Source organism: Pseudenhygromyxa sp. WMMC2535, assembly GCF_011083025.2.
The window spans coordinates 5,957,989-5,976,272 of record NZ_JABJWV010000001.1 but is presented as its reverse complement, the minus strand read 5'-3'; the positions used below and the strand labels follow the sequence as shown (position 1 = coordinate 5,976,272).

General features: G+C 71.7%; 9 protein-coding genes. 1 reads left to right on the top strand and 8 read right to left on the bottom strand.

Translation table 11 applies throughout. The annotated features are described in order from the left end of the window. Nucleotides 1-94: 94 nt before the first annotated feature. The gene (locus G6O69_RS23110; RefSeq protein ID WP_172305678.1) at nt 95-3,853 is read right to left on the bottom strand and encodes a hypothetical protein; all 3,759 of its coding nucleotides are present in this window, start codon (nt 3,851-3,853) and stop codon (nt 95-97) included. Beyond that, complete coding sequence (locus G6O69_RS23105; protein ID WP_176397038.1) at nt 3,853-3,996, bottom strand: hypothetical protein; 144 nt, start codon at nt 3,994-3,996, stop codon at nt 3,853-3,855. The genes G6O69_RS23110 and G6O69_RS23105 overlap by 1 nt, the downstream gene beginning before the upstream one ends. A gap of 309 nt (nt 3,997-4,305) precedes the next feature. Here G6O69_RS23105 and G6O69_RS23100 point away from each other — a divergent pair, with 309 nt between their 5' ends. Next, nucleotides 4,306-5,238: a hypothetical protein gene (locus G6O69_RS23100; RefSeq protein ID WP_172305677.1), complete on the top strand. Its 933-nt coding sequence runs from the start codon at nt 4,306-4,308 to the stop codon at nt 5,236-5,238. A gap of 100 nt (nt 5,239-5,338) precedes the next feature. On the opposite strand, the gene G6O69_RS23095 is transcribed toward G6O69_RS23100, so the two are convergent. The 6 genes from G6O69_RS23095 to G6O69_RS23070 form a co-directional block, all read right to left on the bottom strand. Beyond that, on the bottom strand, nt 5,339-5,791 hold the full coding sequence (locus tag G6O69_RS23095) for a hypothetical protein (RefSeq protein ID WP_172305676.1): 453 nt from the start codon (nt 5,789-5,791) through the stop codon (nt 5,339-5,341). Between the two features lie 671 nt (nt 5,792-6,462). Next, on the bottom strand, nt 6,463-7,464 hold the full coding sequence (locus tag G6O69_RS23090) for an NAD-dependent epimerase/dehydratase family protein (RefSeq protein WP_172305675.1): 1,002 nt from the start codon (nt 7,462-7,464) through the stop codon (nt 6,463-6,465). Nucleotides 7,465-7,484: 20 nt separating this feature from the next. After that, nucleotides 7,485-9,197, bottom strand: a complete 1,713-nt coding sequence (locus G6O69_RS23085) for a fatty acid CoA ligase family protein (RefSeq protein WP_346017077.1) — start codon at nt 9,195-9,197, stop codon at nt 7,485-7,487. Further along, entirely contained in the window at nt 9,194-10,132 is a 939-nt protein-coding gene (locus G6O69_RS23080; protein WP_217909893.1) for an alpha/beta fold hydrolase, read from the bottom strand. Before G6O69_RS23080 ends, G6O69_RS23085 begins: the two co-directional genes overlap by 4 nt. After that, complete coding sequence (locus tag G6O69_RS23075) at nt 10,129-11,208, bottom strand: 3-oxoacyl-ACP synthase III (RefSeq protein ID WP_172305674.1); 1,080 nt, start codon at nt 11,206-11,208, stop codon at nt 10,129-10,131. The genes G6O69_RS23080 and G6O69_RS23075 overlap by 4 nt, the downstream gene beginning before the upstream one ends. Beyond that, complete coding sequence (locus G6O69_RS23070) at nt 11,205-18,281, bottom strand: type I polyketide synthase (RefSeq protein WP_172305673.1); 7,077 nt, start codon at nt 18,279-18,281, stop codon at nt 11,205-11,207. Before G6O69_RS23070 ends, G6O69_RS23075 begins: the two co-directional genes overlap by 4 nt. Between the last annotated feature and the right edge of the window lie 3 nt (nt 18,282-18,284).

Here is an 18,284-nt window from a genome sequence, read left to right as displayed (position 1 = left end):
TCAAAGGCACGACCGGCAAGAAAGCTGCGCCGGGGCGTTCGCGATGCTGAACGGATCGAGGGCTGTGGACTGCGCAGGCGTGCCGTGTTCGCGCTCAGCTCGGGCCCGCCGCGCCCCGGCCTCCCGCCGCGCCTGCCGGGGGCTCGAGCAGGCCCAGCTCGCCCGAGCTCAGGGCCTGCGCGACGACGCGCTGAAAGCTCATCTCGTCGCTGTTGCGGACGAACTCCCACAGCGCGTTGATGTAGCCATAGAGCCCGAGCAGCGCCCAGGCCAGCGTCCGCGACCCCGGGTCGGCGAGGGCCGCGACGACCATGGGGTGCGCCACGTGGATCTCGACGCCCACGTCGTCGCCGAAGATCGAGCTGCCTCCGGGCAGCGCGTGCTCGACGATCCGCACCCGCGTGGGTGAAAAGGCCGGCCCGCGCTCGGGCTGGCGGCGATCCGGGCGCAGCCGCTCCAGCCAGTGATCGAGGTTCCAGGCCAGGCCCGCCGCGTCGAGCGGGCGCTCGCTCGGCCACGGCTGGAGCGCCCCAGTCACAGTCGTAGTCACAGTCACAGTCGTAGTCGTATCGTCGCCCCCCGCCTCCTCCCCCCCCGCCGACGCCGGCAAGATCACCCGCGCGGGCTGGAGGTGCGCGTCGAGCCAGGCCAGCGCTGGCGCGGGCGTGTCCTTGGCCAGGATCGCCGGCCAGTCGACGGCCCCGGCCTGCTGGGCGCCCCCAGACTCGAAGTGCCGACGAAAGCGCTGAACCAGGCGCTCGCCCGAGCAGCGCGTCGCGCCGCCGATGTCGAAGAGCGGGAGGCCGAGGATCCGCTCCGCCAGGCTCGTGTGCAGGCTGATGAACAGCCCGCCGTGGTCGCCGATCAGGCTCAGCTGCTCGCCGACGTAGGTCAGCAACACCTCGAGCGCCACGGCATAGCGCTGGCGATCCTCGGCGAGCTCGGGCAAGCGCGCGACTAGGGCCGAGAGCAAGGCCTCGCCCTGCTCGTCGATGCGCTGGACCACGGCGTCGAGGGTCTGCTCGGTCCACGCGCCCGCGTCGATCTCGATGGAGCCGACGAGGCCGTAGAGCCGGGCGAGCTCGTCGAGGGCGCCCACGGCCCCGCGCTCGCGCGCGCTGAGCTGGACGCGGTACTCGTCCAGGCGCCGCGCCGGGACGCCGAGCACCCCGCCGCCCCAGCTCGCCTCGAAGCGATCGCTGACCAAAAAAGCCTCGCAGGCGGTCACCGGGTTGTGCCCGGCCTCGAGGTCGTCGAGGTCGAAGTCGAAGGCGAGGCGCACCCGGCCGAGGGGGACGAGCAGGCGATAGACGAAGCCCGACACCGCCAGCGTGCTCGGCCGGCCGCCTCGCGCGACCCCCTCCCCGCGCACCGCGGCGGCGAGCGTGCCCAGCTCGGCGCCGCCGAGCACGTGGGCGTAGTAGACCAGCAGGCCCTCGGGGGCCTGGAGGCTCGCAATGACCTGGCGCAGGCACCAGGCCTGGCCGTCGAGATCGAGGAAGAGCGGCAGCTCGAGCAGCTCGGCCGCGACGTCCGGGGACTCCTGCGTCCTGGCGATCCGGCAGGCGATCCACTGGAGGTGGCGCAGGGCCTGGCGGCGGTGCTCCTCCTCCTCTCGCCCCGTGGCCGCCGCGAGCACCCGCGCCCACAGCAGCGCGACGAGCTCGGCGGTCAGCGCCTCGCGGCCCGCCGCGTCGAGGGCCGCGAGCCTTTCCAGGGCCGACGCCGGACCCTCGACGAGCACCGGAAAGTCCGGGTACGCGCGCAGGCCCACGGCCATGTCGCGGACCTGGAGGCCCGCGTGCTCGGCGAGCACGTCGCGGGCGTCGACCCGGACGTAGCCCGAGTCGCCGAGCAGGCCCAGCAGCGTGTGCTCGCGATCTTCGTCGAGGTCGAGGATCCGCGCGGTGTCGAGGCCCTCGAGATCGGCCGGGACCGTCGGCACGCGGCCATAGACCAGGCCGCCGGTCTCATCGCTGAGCAGCGCCAGCGCCCTGAGGCTCATGGCCGCGCCCGAGACCGTGGGCAGCAATGGGATCGCAAAGGGATCGAAGCCGGTCACGGCGCGCAGCAGCGAGAAGCTCAGCCCCGCGCTCACCCGCCCGGGCCTGGCCCCGCGCAGACGCGTGACCGTGACCCGCGAGATCACTTGCAGCGCCATCTTGGCCTCGTCGGCCGTGGCCGCGATCGAGCCAACGCCCAGGCCCCTGAGCACGCGGCGGTCCTGCTCGTGGAGCAGGGGGACGCACAGCGCCGCGAAGCGCTCGGCGATCCCCCACAGCAGCGGACGATCCTCGAACTGCCGGCGGATCCGACTCGGCCCGGCCGTGGGCAGCTCGACGCGCAGCACCCGGCCGGGGTGGGCCGAGGCGAAGAGCCGGCGCTCGAGCAGGCGACCCGTGGAGGTCAGCTCGACGAGCAGGCCGCGGCGGGCCGCCCGAGGCTCGGTCGGCGTGTAGAGCCGGGCCTGGATCTGCCCCGACTCGCCCAGCGCCGGCCGCCAGATCCGCGCGCGCTCGTCCTCTTCGATGCTGGTCCCGCTCGCCGCCGCGAGCAGGTCGAGCAGCTTGTCGGCGGTCATCGGGTCGAGCTCGATGACCGGCAGCAGCGAGGCCGGGCCCGGGGGCGGGAGCTCGGCCTGGGCGTAGAAGCGCAGGTCCTCGTCGCAGTCCTCGTCGATGTACCAGAGCAGCAGCTCGCGGCCGCCGAGAACCCGCAGCCTGCCCAGGTGATCCGCCTCGGCGCGCAGCAGCTGGGCGTCGAGGCGATCGGCGATCCCCGCGACGGCCTCGACCTTCGCCTCGGAGAGCGCGGGACTCGCGACGACCGCCCTGGGCTGCTCGCGCAAGCACACCCGCAGCTCGTTGATCCCATAGGCCAGGCCCTCGCCCGTGGTGATCTGCGTGCTGTCGACGGCCCGCGCCCCGACCAGCTCCTCGGCGTAGGGCAGCAGGCGCAGCCACAGCTCGTCGAAGACCTCGTCGCGCACGAAGCCCGAGTGGTCCACGGTCTTGTGCAGGCGATCGAAGCAGACCACGCCGCCGATCCACTTGTTGGGGATCAGCTCGTGCTGATAGCTCTGCACCCAGACCCCGTGGGTGAGCAGGCGAAACACCGCCTGGCCGCCCGAGGGGTTGAGGCCGATGGTCCCGTAGAGGTCGCCCTCGTCGAAGCTGCGCACTTTTTGGTAGCCAAAGAGCCCGGGCACGCGCTGCTTGGACCAGCCAAAGAGCGGCGTGCCGTTGAACATCACGGGCACCGGCGCGGTCAGGCAGCGCTGCTCGATCACGCCGTACTCGAGGCTGCCCTCCGCGTCGCCGCGGTGCCCGGTCTCGCGCCGGACCTTGGCCCGGTCGAGGCCCGTGACGCGCACGAAGGTCCCCGCCATCCGGCCCTCGCCGCGGCCGACGTCGACCTGCTCGGCGCCCTCGCCGATCACCATGCGCGCCGTCCCGGCCGCGCTCCCGTCGCCCGACTCGATGATCACCGACTCGGGCGAGAACAGCAGCACGGCGTTGACACCCAGGGCCAGTGAGCGCACGTGGGCGATGTCGACGCGCTGCTTGGACGCGAACAGAAAGTCGAAGAGCTGGGCGAGCTCGTCCTCGCTGAGCGCCCCGCCGACCCAGGAGATCGTGATGTCCCCGCCGCCGCAGCCGACGTCGACGAACTCGGCCCCGCCGGCGACCGCGGCCTGGATCAGCTCGAGCACGTAGAAGTAGGGGTTGGCGAGGGCGAAGCGGCGCAGCTTCTCGATCGCCCGGCTGCGCGCGAGCTTGAACTGCCGGCGCTCGCTGAACCCACTCTCGCCCGCCATGCGGGCCCTGGCGATGACCTGATCGATGGCTGACATCAGCGAGTCTCGGGCTGCTCGTGCTTGCTCTTTGCGCGGGCCAAGGCGGCGAGGCCGACGCCACGCTCGAAGGCTGCTCCATTGCGCCCGCCCTCGCCAGGCCTCTGGCCGTGAGTGAGTCCGCCGAGATGGGGTTCGAGCATCGCCGACGCACGATGACAGACGGGCGTCGACGCTGTCAACGCAGCCCTCCCCCGCCATTTTGGATTGGCCTGGCCTGGCCTGGCCTGCGCCGAGGCCCGATCCCCGTGACCGTGACCGCGACCGCGGATTTTTCTCCACCTGTACGGCGAAGCGCCCGAGCCCACCACATTCAACTCGGCACATTGAGCCATATTATCAATCGGCGCCGCCAACGCCACATTACCCCAAGCCGACATTCAACAAATCACATGAGAACCAGGGACATTAATTGTTAATATCAAGACACGGAGCCATGATAGAAAGCCATCATGGCACGTAATCTCGACGATCTTCAGTTCACGGAGATGCCGATCTCCGAGCTCGTCGGCCCACTCGAGCTATGTGTAACGCCACAAGAGCCGCTCGAGACCCTCGAGAACTACCTCGTCTACCTCAACGACAGCTCGAAGATCCTCTCGGACGAGGAGTTCACGCTGATCAAGAGGATCACGATCATCTACGTCCAGTACGCCTCGCCGCCCTCGGTCCCCGACAGCGCGGTCGTATCCCTCGGCGGGTACCTGTTCTTCTGGTTCGTGCTCAACACGCGCAAGACGACGCGCGAGCTGCTCTCGACGGCCGAGTGCTTCGTCGATGAGCTCACGACTGGCTCGGGCTCGGGGCCCTACAGCGCGACGATCAAGGAGATCCAGGCGGGCTGGGAGGGCTGGCCCAACCTCAGGCGGTTCATCGACAACTTCGAGTCGATGGTCTGCGCCATGGCCTGGGAGCTCGAGAACTGGTCGCGCCACGATCACCCTTTTGACTACTACGATCAGATCCGCACGCACTCGATCGGCACCCAGGCATGGTTCGACGCCTGGCGAGGCATCCGCGGGCTCGGGACCCCGCTTCACCGCGGCACCGAGATCAGGCGGCTCGAGTACCTGGGCCGCAAGGCGCAGTATCTCGCCAACGATCTGTGCTCCCTGGGCAGGGACCTGCGCAAGGGCGGCTCGAGCTCGATCCTCGTCCACCACCACACCAAGGCCCTCACCTTGAGCGCGGCCATCCGCCAGATAGAGGCGCTCCACGACGCCACCCTCGACGAGATCGTCAGCCTCGTCGAGTCCATCGAGTCCGCCCCCGACATCCCCGAGGCGGAGGTCTGGTACGCAAATTTCGTCGCCAGCTGCACCGCCGGTAACGCCCAAGCCATGGCCCTCGCGCCCGAGTACTACAGGCGACTGCGCGTCGAGTAGCGCGAGTCCACATATTGAGCGCCACCGCCACCTCGCCGTCTAGCGCGAGGTGGCGGTGGCGCTTTGCCGTGTCCGAGCCCTGTTTGGACCGTGTCCGGGTTCAGGCGACCAGTGAATTCAACGACCGCGCGCCCGAGCGCTCGAGCAGCTCGTCGATGATCTCGGTCACCGTCCCGATGTCGCCATCCCCGCCGAGCGCGATGTAGCGGATCGCCTCGTCGAGGTTCTTCCAGGAGAAAGACTTGACGCTCAGGCCGAACCAGCTCAACGCCGTCAAGATCCCCCTGGTCATCGTGCTGTCCAGCACCGCACAGAGCATCTTGCCCTCGATCACCGCCGAGAGCCCCTTCCTCTGCACACTATTGAAGGAGACACCTTCGTAAGACACCCCCATCACCCGTTTGATCTGGGGGAGACTGACGTCTTCACAGAACTTGTTCCAGATTTCATCCTTGACCGCTCCAGAACGAGTCAGGCAGATCACCATGTCTTCCGTGACGACCCAGGTGTGCACCTGGTTGGGATCGGCCTCGTACCTCGGGTAATTGCTCATAGACAGACTGTCCTTTTCTCTCTGTGGAGCTCACGAAGGCGAACCTGACCCAAACGTCCGATTCGTGCGACGAGCCTAGAGCCTTCGCGGGCCTACTCCCCAGTGGTCACTCTAGCCGTGCCCACTCTACCACTGTGACCAACCATACAGGAAAGTGTTTTTCGCGTTCATACAATACATTTATTCGACACACGGAGACATGAATTCAAATCACTGTCTTCGATAGACCACAACATCGCCGCAACGCCAACCCCGCCGCAACGCCTCCAAACGCAGAAGAACGCCCCACTGGGGCACGCCCACAGGAGCATCGGCCTGCGATATCTTTTCGTCGCACGGGTATCATTTTGCGTCACGTTCAATTGTGGAATTAAGCCTCATCAATGATGAACAATGCACATCTTTGCCTATCACCACCACTTCGCCACAGTGTTTCGAGCCCAACATGATCCGAAGTGCAGGCGTGATCGAGAGCGAGGCTATCTTCCCCAGCCGCGCACATCGAGGCGTTTCGGCCCGCCAACGTGCGTCGTTTCATGCATCTCGTTTCGCCAATTTGAAGCTCGACGACGAGGACACACCAGGCGTTGCCGCTCGGCCCGCCGGCCACGGGTCGCGCTGCTGACCGCAGGTGACCTCCAATCGAGGCCCCCCCGACCGAGGCGCTCGACTCAGCCCCAGTCGCCCGACTCGGCCAGTCGCGCCAGCCCGTCCTCGAGGCTCACCTGCGGCACATAGCCGAGCTCCCGGCGCGCCGCCGAGATGTCGAACCAGTGCGAGGTCGTCAGCTCGCGGACGATCCACCGGCTCATCCGCGGCTCGCCTGGCGCCCCGCGAAGCCCGTGGACCACCTCGAACACCCAGCCCGCCGCCATGGCCACTGCCCGCGGCGCCGAGCCACGCACGGGCTGCATGCCCGTGGCCTCGAGCACCGCGTCGATGAACGGCCAGATCTCGACGGGCTCGCCCGAAGAGATGAAGTAGGCCTTGCCGCCCACCAGCTCGGGGCGCTCGGCGAGGGCGCGGGCCGCTGCCAGGTGCGCCGCGACGGCGTCGTCGATGAAGGTAATGTCCATCTTCTTGGCCGGACCGGGGGTGACGATGCGCTTGAGCTTGGCGGCGCGGGCACGCAGGCGCGGCAGCAAGCTGGTGTCCCCCGGGCCCCAGACGATGTGCGGGCGCAGGCTCAGCGTGCGCAGCTCGGGGGCGTTGGCGGCGAGCACCATGCGCTCGGCCTCGGCCTTGGTCTGGGGGTAGAAGGCGTCATAGTGGTCGGGGTAGGGCTGCGACTCGTCGACGCCCTCGAGATCCTCGTGGCTGAAGACCACGCTCGGCGTCGAGGTGAACACGAGCCGGCCCGCGCCTTCGCTGCGGCAGGCGTCGAGGACGTTTTGGGTGCCCAGGACGTTGGTGCGCTGAAAGTCTTCGTAGGCGCCGGCGGCCCCGACCTTGGCGGCGACGTGAAAGACGAGCCCGCAGCCGGCCACGGCTCGGCGCACGGCCTCGGCGTCGGCGACGTCGCCCCTGAATGTCTCGACGCCGGCCGCGGCGAGCTCGGGGTAGTCACTGCGGGTCAGGCTTCGGACCGCGCAGCCCTCTCGCAAGAGCGCGGACACGATCCCACGGCCGACGAAGCCGCCGCCACCGGTGACCAGCGCCCTCGTTCCTGTCATCGTTCCTGTCCTCGTTCCTGTCATCGCCCCGCCTCCTTGGCCGCCCACACCGCCAGCTTCTCGCGGAAGATCTTCGAGTTGTGGCGGACGTCGACGGGGAAGCTCCCGCGATGATGCATGAAGCGCTCGATGCTCCGGGTGAGCTCGTGGGCGGCCGCGGCTGCGCGCAGCTTGGGCTCGACCGCGGCCCACTCGGCGCCCGGCATGAGCTCGACGCAGATCACCGGCACGGCCTGCCCTGGCGGGCCCAGCGGCACCAGGGCCGCGCGCCGGACCTCGTCGAGGGCGTTGAAGACCGCCTCGCAGGGGACGGTGAACAGCGGGCCGTCCGCCGTCTCGACGCGGTGAGCCTTGCGCCCGCACATCCACAGTCGCCCGCGCGCGTCGATGTAGCCGACGTCGCCCATGCGGTGACGGATCCGGTCGCCGTCGGGGATCTTGGCCAGGGCCGTGGATGCCTCGCGGGCGTAGTAGGCGGGCGTCACCACCGGGCCCGCGACCACGATCTCGCCGATCTCGCCCGTGCCTGCGGGCAGCGGCTGGACCTCGGACCAGCTGGCGATCGCCTCGTCCGTGATCGGGATGATCGCCACCTCCATACCGGGGACCGGCTCGCCCACGCAGACCCCACGGCCGGCCTCGGTGTCGTGGCGGGTCTCGGCGAGGATCATGTCGCTGCCGATCACCGCCACGGGCAGGGACTCGGTCGCGCCATAGGGCGTGAACACCTGGGCGCCCTCGGTCAGCCACGGCGCGAAGCGAGCCAGCGAGGGGATCGAGGCCGGGGCCCCCGCCGAGATCGCCCGGCGCAAGCTGGGCAGCGCGATCTCGTGGGCCTCGCAGTGCCGACCGAGCTTATCGATCAGCGCGGGCGAGGCGAACATGTTGGTGCATTCGTAGTCGCTCAGGGCCTGAAGCAGGTTGCGCGGATCAGCCTGGGCCGGCCGCGAGGCGTCCATGACCGGGACGATCGCGGCCATGCCCAGCGCGGGACCGAAGAGGGCGAAGAGCGGGAAGGTCGAGAGGTCGCGCTCGCCGGGCTCGATGCCGAAGCAAAGCTGGAGCAGGCGGACCTGGTTGGCGAACACGCGGTGGGGCGTGATCACGCCCTTGGGCACGCCGGTGCTCCCCGAGGTGAACAAGATCGCGGCCATCTCCTCGGGCTCGGGCTCGATCGCCGCGAAGGGCTCCGCGGGAGACTGGGCCTCGAGGCGAGCGAGGGTCTGGCCGCAGCCGGGCAGCCACGGGCCGACCATGATCTTGGTGCGGATGGTCTTGCGGGCCCAGCCCAGGGCGATGCGGGCGGCGTGGGCCTTGGGCACGCCGATGAAGGCCTCCGGCTCGGCCTCGGCCAGGCAGGTGCCGAGGTTGGCGATGCCCATGCCGGGGTCGACGAGCACCGGGACCGCGCCGACCTTGAGCAGCGCGAAGGTCAGCGCGAAGAAGGCCGGGCTGGGCGCGACCATCAGCACGGTGCGCACGCCTCGGGTGATGCCGGCGCGGACCAGGCCGTGGGCGATGGCGTTGCTGCGCGCCTCGAGCTGGGCCGCGCTGAGCTCGTCGTAGACGCTGCGCCCGCCGGAGGCCTGGCGGGCGACGGCGACCGCCAGCGCGTCGGGCTGTTCGGCCGCGCGCAGGGGTAGCCACGCGGCGACGTTGAGGATCTCCGGCGTGTCTAGCCGTGCCGCCCGCGTGTCCGCGCGCGCCGGCTCGGCGCCCACCTCGGTGCTCACGCCCGACTCTCCGCAGGCGCTGGCTCGGCCGAATCGTCCCGGCCCGCCCCCTCAACCGCACCCGCTCGGATGAACAGGGCGATCTCCGGCACGAGTTCCTCGCGGGCGTCCTCGAGGATGTAGTGGCCGCAGTCGGGGAAGCGGTGGACCTCGGCCGCGGGGAAGTGGCGCTCCCACTCGGCCAGGAAGTGGTGGTCGAACACGAAGTCGCGCATGCCCCAGCCGATGAACATCGGCTTGTCCGCCAGCCGGCTCAGGCCCGCCTGGGTCGCCTCGATGATCGCGTAGGCCGGGTCCTCGGGGCGCAGCGGGATGTCGGTGACGAAGCGGTGCACCGCCACGCGGTCGGACCAGCTGCGATAGGGCTCGATGTAGCCAGCCGCGACCTCCGGGGGCAGCGGGCGCCGGGTGACGCAAAAGCGGTTGGCCCCGCGCACGAAGGCGTTGGCGCCGCGGACCAGGGCCGCGCCGAGGCCGGGGATCCGCGCCAGGCTCAGCGCCGCCGGGAAGCTCTTGCCCGCGGGCAGGTGGAAGGCCGCGGTGTTGAGCACCACCATCCGCACCACGCGATCGGGGTGGTCCACGGCCCAGCCAAAGCCCACGCCCCCGCCCCAGTCGTGCACGACCAAGGTGATGTCGCGCAGCTCCAGGTGATCGATCAGCGCCCCGAGGTCGGCGATCCGCGAGCGCAAGGTGTAGTCGTAGTCCTCGGCCGAGGGCTTGTCGGAGCGGCCGCAGCCCATGTGATCCGGGGCGATCACGCGGTGCGTGTCTCGCAGCGCGAGGATCAGGTTGCGCCAGTAAAAGGACCACGTCGGGTTGCCGTGGACCATGAGCACGACGGGGCCATCGCGCGGCCCCTCGTCGACGTAGTGGTAGCGCAGCCCGCCGCGATCGAGGGTCTCGGTGTGGAAGGGGTAGAGGGTCTCGTTCACCAGGTCACTCCCAGCATCATGCAGTTGAGGCCGCTGCCGATCCCGAGCAAGCCCACGCGCTGGCCCGGCAGCAAGAACTCGCGCTCGTCGGCGAGCGCGGCGGCCAGCGGCAAGGCCACGGTCCCGGTGTTGCCCAGGTGCTCGTAGGCCACGAAGTCGGTCTGTGGCGAGCGCTCGAGGGCGCGCAGCATCGTGCTGCGGTGCGTTGCGCCGATCTGGTGACAGATCGTGCGATCGACGTCCTCGCTAGCCCAGCCGGTGGTCGCCAAGAAGTCCGCCCAGGTGTCCACGCCCAGCTTCACGCCGTGCTCGAGCACGCCCGAGGGATCGGTCGAGGCGAAGGCGCGCAGGGCCGGGTCGTCCGCCGGGGCCTGGGCGTTGGGGTGCGGCTCCACGCCCCAGCGGCACAGCCGATGGTGCGCCGGCGCGGCCCGGGTGGCCACGCCCTCGAGGCGGTGGCCGCCGGCGTAGCGCCCGCTGGTCACGAGCACCGCGACGGCCCCCGAGCCCCCGGTGAAGGTGGCCACGGAGCCCACGAAGCGGTCCATGCTCGGGTCGGCGTTGAGCCGGGCGATGCTCGCCTCGTTGATCTCGCGCGCGGTCTCGGCCGCGACCACGAGCCCGGCTTGGATCTGGCCCAAGGCGATGCGATTGGCGACCTCGATCACCCCGCTGAGCACGCCCAGGCAGGCGTTGCTGACGTCGAAGACCGCCGCCCGCGGGTCGATGGCGTGGCCGCGCTCGGCCAGGCCGGCGGCGACGTGGCAGGCCGTGGCCGGCTCGAAGTGCTCGCGGTACACGGCCCCGTAGACGAGCATGCCGATGTCCGCGGCCGGCACGGCGTGGGCCGCCAGGCAGCGCGTGGCCGCCGTGATCGCGCCCTCGATCACCGGGTAGCCCGGCTCCCACCAGCGCCGCTCGACGATCCCGGTCATGCGCTCGAGCTGCCCGGGGGCGACGCGCAGCTTGGCGTAGGTCGGGGCGAGCTCGTCCTCGAGCTCCTCCGTGGACACGATCACCGGCGCCAGCGCGTAGCCGAAGCCGTGGAGGTGGACGTCTTGGTAGCGGTAGCTCACTGGGCCTCCAGGGCGAAGCGCTTCATCGCGTAGATCGGCCGGCCGTCGACGATCAGCAGGCCCTCGGCCTCGACGATCCGCCGGGCCTCGTCGACGGCGCAGATGTGGACCTGCACGCGGACCTCGTCGGCGCTGGGGATGACCTGGCCGCGATACTCCCAGGCGTGCTCGTGACCCACCGGCATGGTCGAGAAGCGGGCGTCCGGGCCGAGCTCGAAGCGGTCGATGGCGTAGACCTTGAGCAGCTGCAAGAAGGCCTCGAGGCCCAGCGAGCCCGGCCACACCGGGTCCTCGTGGAAGTGGGCCTGGAAGAACCACAGGCTCGGATCGACGGTGATCGAGCCGTCGAGGAAGCCCAGACCGTGGGCGCCGGCGTCGTCGATCCACAGATCCACGCGCTCGATCATCCGCCACTTGGGCGTGGGCAGGGGCGCGCGATCGGGGATCACCATGGGCGCGCGGCTGCGGCTGCGCTCGCCGGCCGTGAGCACGTGGGGGCTGACCTCGCGCAGGCCCTTTTGATCGCCGAGGGCCTGGGCCGTGAAGAAGCCGAAGTAGGTCGTGCCGACGTAGATCGGATCCCCGTCCGGGCCCCCCTTGGTGCCGTAGACCCCAAAGTCGAAGTGCTGGATGACCATGCCCCCCGAGCGCGAGACCCGGGTCATGGTGCTGCGCATGATCAGCTTGTCGTCGTCGGCGCGGATCGGACGGTGCAGCGTGGCCGCGCCGCCGAGGTTGCGGAACTTGAGGTCGATCTCGGCCGTCAGCGCCGAGCCGGCGTAGGCCGCCAGCCAGCCGCAGGCCTGCAGGCCGATCTCGAGCAGGACCGCGAAGGCCATGTCCTGCTGGCGGTTGGCCGCCAAGGTCCACGCCCAGGTCTCGCGCTCGACCTCGGCCACGCAGCTGCAGCCGGCTTCGCACACGAAGGGCCGGCCGTGGACCTCGGGCACGCGGTCCATGAACTGAAAGGGCGCGCCGGGGAGCCTGGCGATCTTGCGCGCGCCCCCGTCGAAGATCGCGTAGGGGGCCCCAAAGGCGGCGCTCGGCTTACCGTAGGCGTAGGCCTCGAGGCTGGCCTTGTCGTAGACCCGCGCCGGCGCAGCCGCGGCCGTGGGCGCGGGCTGCTCGCGCGCGGCCCAGCGCCGGCGCAGCGTGTCCACGTCGACCCCGCGCAGCTGGCAGGACATGTCCTCGATGTCGACGATGCGCTTGCCGTCGGCGAGCATGCTCGCGTCGCAGATCACCCACGGCTCGGGGTCGGCCCCGAATTCCCGCATCGTGATCACGTAGGTCACCACCTTGGTGTGACCGAGCACCTGCCCGCGGCACTCGAGCCGGCTGCGCACGCCGAGCCGCGGCTCGAAGGACGCCCCCTCGGCGTCCTCGCCGACCCAGCCGAGCGCGAGCAGGAACACGCGCAGGGTGTGCAGGCAGCACTCGTACATCAGCGTGCCGGGCATCACCGGGTCGTCGACGAAGTGGCAGGTGATGAACCAGTCCTCGGGGTGGATGTCGGCCTCGCCCTCGACCACGCCGAGGCCAAAGGCGCCGCCGCTGGGATCCATGCGGGTGATCCGGTGGACCAGGTTCATGGGCGCGCCCGGCAAGGTCCGCGGGCGCGCGATGGGCAGACCCGCGAAGCCCTCGCCAAAGGCCGCGACCAGGTCGCCGGCGCGCAGGGCCTCGAGCTGGGCGGCGTCGAGGCTGCGCGGCATCGCGGGGGTGAAGCTCGGACGATCGGCCAGGGCGCTGCTCGACCGCGGCGCCTGGATCACGGCGTCGACCACCCCCTTGCCCGCCGCGAGCTCGGCCGCGCTGAAGAAGCCCGCGCAGCCGTCCCGCATGGTCATCAGCGGCGCCCCCTCGACGCTCGCGTCGAAGCCGAAGCGGAACAGCCAGGTCTCGCCCTGACGAAAGAAGCGCTCGATGCGAATGTCGTAGTGAATGGTCGCGCCCACGCTGGGCAGCCGGCCGTGGAAGGTGACGGTGGCGTCGAGCAGGCGGTAGACGGCGCGGCCCTTGGTGTGGTCGTCGATACCCAGGAAGGCCGACAGGAAGAGGTCGGCCTGGCCGGCCTCGACGGCGACGCAGGTGGGGATCCGTCCCGCGTCCAGGTACCACAGGCCCGGGCGCACGTCGTGCTCGGTGACGACGCGGCCGTGGCTCATGGCGTGGGGCTCGCCCTCGATCTCGAGGATGCGGTCGACGAGCATCAGCGGCTCGGCGGGCAGGCGCACCCGGGTGGGGTGGCTGTCGACGTGGGCGAAGCTGGGACCGAGGACCTCGCCGATCTCGCCGATCGCGAAGCGCAGGCAGGCCGCGCGGTCGAGGGCGCGCGGGGGCTCGGGGTTGGTCCACGCTGCCGGCTGCGCCGTCTCGGGCTGCGCCGTCTCGGGCTGCGCCATCTCGGGCTTCGCCGTCTCGGGCTGCGCCGGGCCGGGTCGCGCCTGCGTCGGTGCAGCGCCGCGCGCCGCGAGCATGGCGGTGGCCGCCTGCATGAAGGCGCTGTGGCTGGCCAGGTACGCCGCGTGGGCGTCGGCGGCCGCCGACAGCGGCGCGAGCCAGGCCGGCGCGACATGAGGAGTGCGTTGAGTCGACATCGAAGAGGCGGGCGCGGTGGCCTGATTGAAAACGTCGCGGCCGTCGACCGAGCGCGAATGAGCGGAGGAGCGAGCGTCGCCCTGACGCGGGCTCGCGGCCTGCGGGGTCATCCCCTGCTGCCCCCTCGCGGCGACTTGGCCAGCAACGACACCGTGAGAGGTCGCTGCGAGCACGGGAGATGGCCCCGCGCAGAGGGAGCTCGCTTTGGCGGCCCCCTGCCCTGCTCCCGCGCGGAGCCTGGCCTCGGCCTCGGCCTGCGCGTCCGGCAGCGCGCCGAGGGGCGCGCGACCGACCTCGAGGTGCACCGCCGGCTTGTCGCTCGCCGTCGCCGAGGCGAGCGGGCGCGCGAAGGGATCGGGCTCATGGAGCGCGCGCAGATCCAGGGGCACGCGGTGGGTCGCCAGCCAGCCGAGCAGGCGGATCAGCGCGGCCCGACCGTTGTTGGTCGGCGAGGACAGCGAGCGCGCGAAGAAAGCCTGCGCCTCGTCGCCTCCATCTCGGCGCAGACAAGCGTCGATCATCCGGGTGCACGAGGCCCCGGGACCGAGCTCGACGAAGAGGCGCACGCCATCCTCCCAGGCCCGGCGGATCACGGCTGGATAGTCGAGACCCTCGACCGCCTGCGCGGTCACGGAGTCGGCGGCGGACACCGAGCTCAGGGCGTAGCTGCGACCCCAGGCGCCGCTATAAAAGCGCACGCCCTCGGGGGCCTCGGTCGGGAGCAGGTGCAGCTCGCGGTAGGCCGCCTCGACCTCGCGGACGACCTCGCAGTGCACGGTGGTCACGCCTCGCAGCGGGTGGAAGTCCGCGCCGAGGGCCGCGACGACCCTGTCCACGGCCGCCGCCTCGCCCCCGATCACGCAGGCCTGCGGGGTGTTGACGATCAAGCGATAGGCCCGCGACTCGCCGGCCTCCGCGGCGTCCTTGGCCAGCGCAGCGTCGACGCTCGCGGCGTCGGCCTGGACCACGCCCAGGCGCCAGTCCACTGCCTCGCCCTCGGGCAGGCCAAAGTGCCGCGCCGCCGCGAGGGCCGGGCCGGCGAGCTCGGTGGCGAAGAGCGGGCTCTCGGCCACGCGGCCGAGCATGGCCTCTCGCTCTCGCCACGCGCCGAGGGCGAACAGGCCCGCGGTCTCGCCCAGGGAGTAGCCGATCACCGCCTGGGGCTCGACGCCGAAGCGACGCACGAGGTCCGAGCCCAAGGTCCCGAGGGTGACCTGAGCCAAGATCAGCCCGCGGGCGTCCTCGTCCATGGTCCGGGCGTCGCTGCTCCAGCACAGCGTGGCCTGCAGCTGGCTGCGCAGGTGGCCGTAGCGCGCGTCCTGGGCCGCCGCGAGCTCGGGGAAGTCGAGCAGCATGCGTCGGCCCATGCCCACGAACTGGCTGCCCGATCCGGGGAACACGAAGGCGAGCTCGCCCGCGCGCCCCAGCGGGCGCTCGCTGAACATCACCCTGCCCGAGCCGCGCGGACGCAGGCTTCCGCCCGCGAGCAGCTCCTTGGCGAGCTCGCGGCATAGCGCGGCCAGCTTGGCGGGGCTGCGGGCGACGATCGACAGGGCCAGGGCCGCGCCCGCCAGGCGATCCCCGCGCTCCGCGAACCATCCCCGGGCGAGGTCGTGGATCGGGCGCGCGTGGCTGTCGTCGGCGACCGCGGCGAGGCGGCGCAGGCCGGCCGCGAGCGCGGCTCGGTCCTCGCCGGGGATCACGAACAAGCCCTCGTGGATCGGCGGCACCCACGGCCGGACGTGCGGCGGGTGCTCGCACAGGATCGCGTGGGCGACGTGACCCATGGACGAGAGCGCAGCCACGGCCGCGCTGCGCGGGCCAGCCAGGCGATCGTGGATCCACCGCTGAGCCCCCGCGGGCGCGCGCAGGTCGGCTGCGCGGGCCGGTGCGTCGAGGACGTGGTGGTGCAGGCGCAGCGCCGTCGCTACAACGCTGAGCAGACCCGCCGCGGCGCCGGCGTGGCCCAGGCGCGTGGCCGCGCTCAGGTGCAGGGTCTTCCCCTCCACCCCCCTGTCGTCGTGGGCGGCCAACTCCGCGTGCACCTTGCGCTCGCCCTGAAGCTGCGCCGCGGCGAAGCGACCGTCTGCGCTGGACGCATGCTCGCCGATCGGGCTCCTAGCCCCGCCCGCGTCGGCGCAGGCTCGCGCGAAGCTCTGGGCGATGGCCATCGCGGTGGGCTCGGGACGCAGCGCGCCGCTCGAGCTCGCCGCGCCGAAACCCTGCACCCTCGCGTAGATCCGCTCGCCCCGCGCGAGGGCGTCGTCGAGGCGCATGAGCACCAGCGCGAGCGCGCCCTCGCTGGGCGTGCCGAGCTCCCCGGCTGCGCGCGCGCCGATCCACGCGCGCACGTCCGCACCCAGGCCGACCGCGCCGACCAACGCGAGGTCGAGCTCGCCGGCTTGCAGCGAGCGCGCGGCGACCTGCAGGGCCGACAGCCCCGAGCTCTCTTCGCTGCTCAGCGTGAAGCTCGGGCCACCAAAGCGAAGCTCCCGCGCGACCCGGCTCGCGCCGACGCTGGCCAGGCCGCCCATGGTGCGATCGGCCGAGAGCGCCGGGCCCAGGGCGTCGCACAGCGCGTCGACCCAGGCGTCGAAGTCGGGGCCGGCGGACGCTCGACCCAGGGCCTCGGCCCACGCGGGCGCCCGCGCGCGCACGACCCAGCGCAGGTGGTAATCGGTGGTCCCAAAATCGAGCTCGACCCCCGCGAACACGCCACAGCGAGCGCCCTCGGGCGCGGGCGCGTCAGCCTTGGGACGCAGGTCCGCCATGGCCTGGGCCGCGACCTCGAGCAGCAAGAGCTGCTGCGGGAGCAGCTCGACCAGCTCCGCGGGGGGGATCCGAAACTCGCCAAGGGGGATGTCGAGGGCGTCGATGAACCAGCCCGGCGGGGCGTCGGGCCCGAGCTCGCCAAAGCGACGCTTGCGGCCGAGCGTCGCCTCGGCTTCGCCCTCGCCTTCACCAAACAGGCGCTCGCGCAGGGCGGCCACGGACGTCCAGGGGCCCACGTGCGCGCCCAGGCCGACGATCGCGAGCGCCGGCTGGTCACGCGCGCGCGCGCTGGCGGCGACCGGCTCGGGCTGCGCCCGCCGACGCTCGCCGATCGGGTGCTGGACCTGCACCTGCGCGCGACCGCGACCAGCATCGGGCGTGCCCTCGGGGTGCTCGAGCAGCACGTGGGCGTTGGTCCCCCCAAAGCCGAAGCCCGAGATCGCGGCCCGCCTCGCGCGTCCGGTCTGCGGCCACGCGAGCGCCTGCGTGGGCAGCTCGAGGCCCGCGCCCGCGCGAGCGAGGCGCTCGCTGGGCTGGCGGAGGTTGGCGATCGGCGGAATCTGGCCGCGACCCATGGCCTGCACGGCGCGGATCGTGGCGACCGCCCCCGCGGCCGTGAGCAGGTGACCGACGTTGGCCTTGGACGCGCCGAGGTAGGCCGGATCCAGCGACCTGCCCGAGCGAAGCTGGCGGAGGCTCTCGAATTCGACGGCGTCCCCCACCGGCGTGCCCGTGGCGTGGCACTCGACGAGCTCCACGTCCCCCGGGGTCCAGCCCGCCTGGCGGTAGGCCGCGTGCATGGCTCGCAGCTGGCCCTCGCTGCTCGGCGCGAGCAGCCGACCGTCGACGTCGTTCGAAAGGCCCACGCCGCGGATCAGCGCGAGCACCTCGTGGCCGTGCTTCAGGGCGTCGTCGAGGCGCTCCACGGCCAGGACCGCGGCGCCCTCCCCCACCACCAGGCCGTCGCCGGCGGCGTCGAAGGGCGCGCAGCGACCCGAGGGGCTCAGCGCGCCGAGCTGCGAGAAGCCCATCTGGGTGTAGAGCGCGCTCGGCCGCGAGACCCCGCCGGTGAGCACCAGGTCGGCCTCGCCGCGGCGCAGCTTGTCGACGGCGATGTGGATCGCGAAGAGCGAGGAGGCACAGGCGGCGTCCAGGGTGAAGGCGTCGCCGCCGAGGCCCAGGCTGCGCGCGAGGATCCCCGCCGGCAAACCGGCGACCCAGCGGCTCCACGTCGAAGGCGGCGGCTCGGGCGTGGGACGAAGGCCCAGCCGGGCCTCGAGGCGCCGGCCGACAACCCACTGCGACAGGGCGTTGGCGCCCTCGGTGGGCAGCACGATGTTGCCGAGGACCACGGCCGTGCGCGCTCGCGGGCGAACCTTCAGCCCGGACCAGGCCTGGGCCGCGGCGGCCAGCAGCACCTGCACCGAGGGGTCCAGGGCCGCCCGCTCGTGGGGCAGGAGATCGAAGCCGGGCAGCGGCACCTGCCAGGCCGCGTCGTCCACGAGCCCGGCTCGCGCCGAGCGGACGCGATCCGCAGCCGGACCGCCAGCGCGCACGGCCTGCGCCGGCGGCAGCACCCAGCGCGACGCGGGCACCTCCACCGTCGCGTCCTCGCCTGCGGCGACGAGCGCCCCAAAGGCGTCCACGCTGGGCGCCTTGGGGAGCACCGCTCCCATGGACACGATCGCGACCGCCGTCATCGC

Coding starts and splice junctions, on each gene's coding strand:
- G6O69_RS23110 (WP_172305678.1), bottom strand. CDS start 3,853: ATGTCAGCCATCGATCAGGTCATCGCCAGGGCCCGCATGGCGGGCGAG.
- G6O69_RS23095 (WP_172305676.1), bottom strand. CDS start 5,791: ATGAGCAATTACCCGAGGTACGAGGCCGATCCCAACCAGGTGCACACC.
- G6O69_RS23090 (WP_172305675.1), bottom strand. CDS start 7,464: ATGACAGGAACGAGGGCGCTGGTCACCGGTGGCGGCGGCTTCGTCGGC.
- G6O69_RS23105 (WP_176397038.1), bottom strand. CDS start 3,996: ATGCTCGAACCCCATCTCGGCGGACTCACTCACGGCCAGAGGCCTGGC.
- G6O69_RS23100 (WP_172305677.1), top strand. CDS start 4,306: ATGGCACGTAATCTCGACGATCTTCAGTTCACGGAGATGCCGATCTCC.
- G6O69_RS23070 (WP_172305673.1), bottom strand. CDS start 18,281: ATGACGGCGGTCGCGATCGTGTCCATGGGAGCGGTGCTCCCCAAGGCG.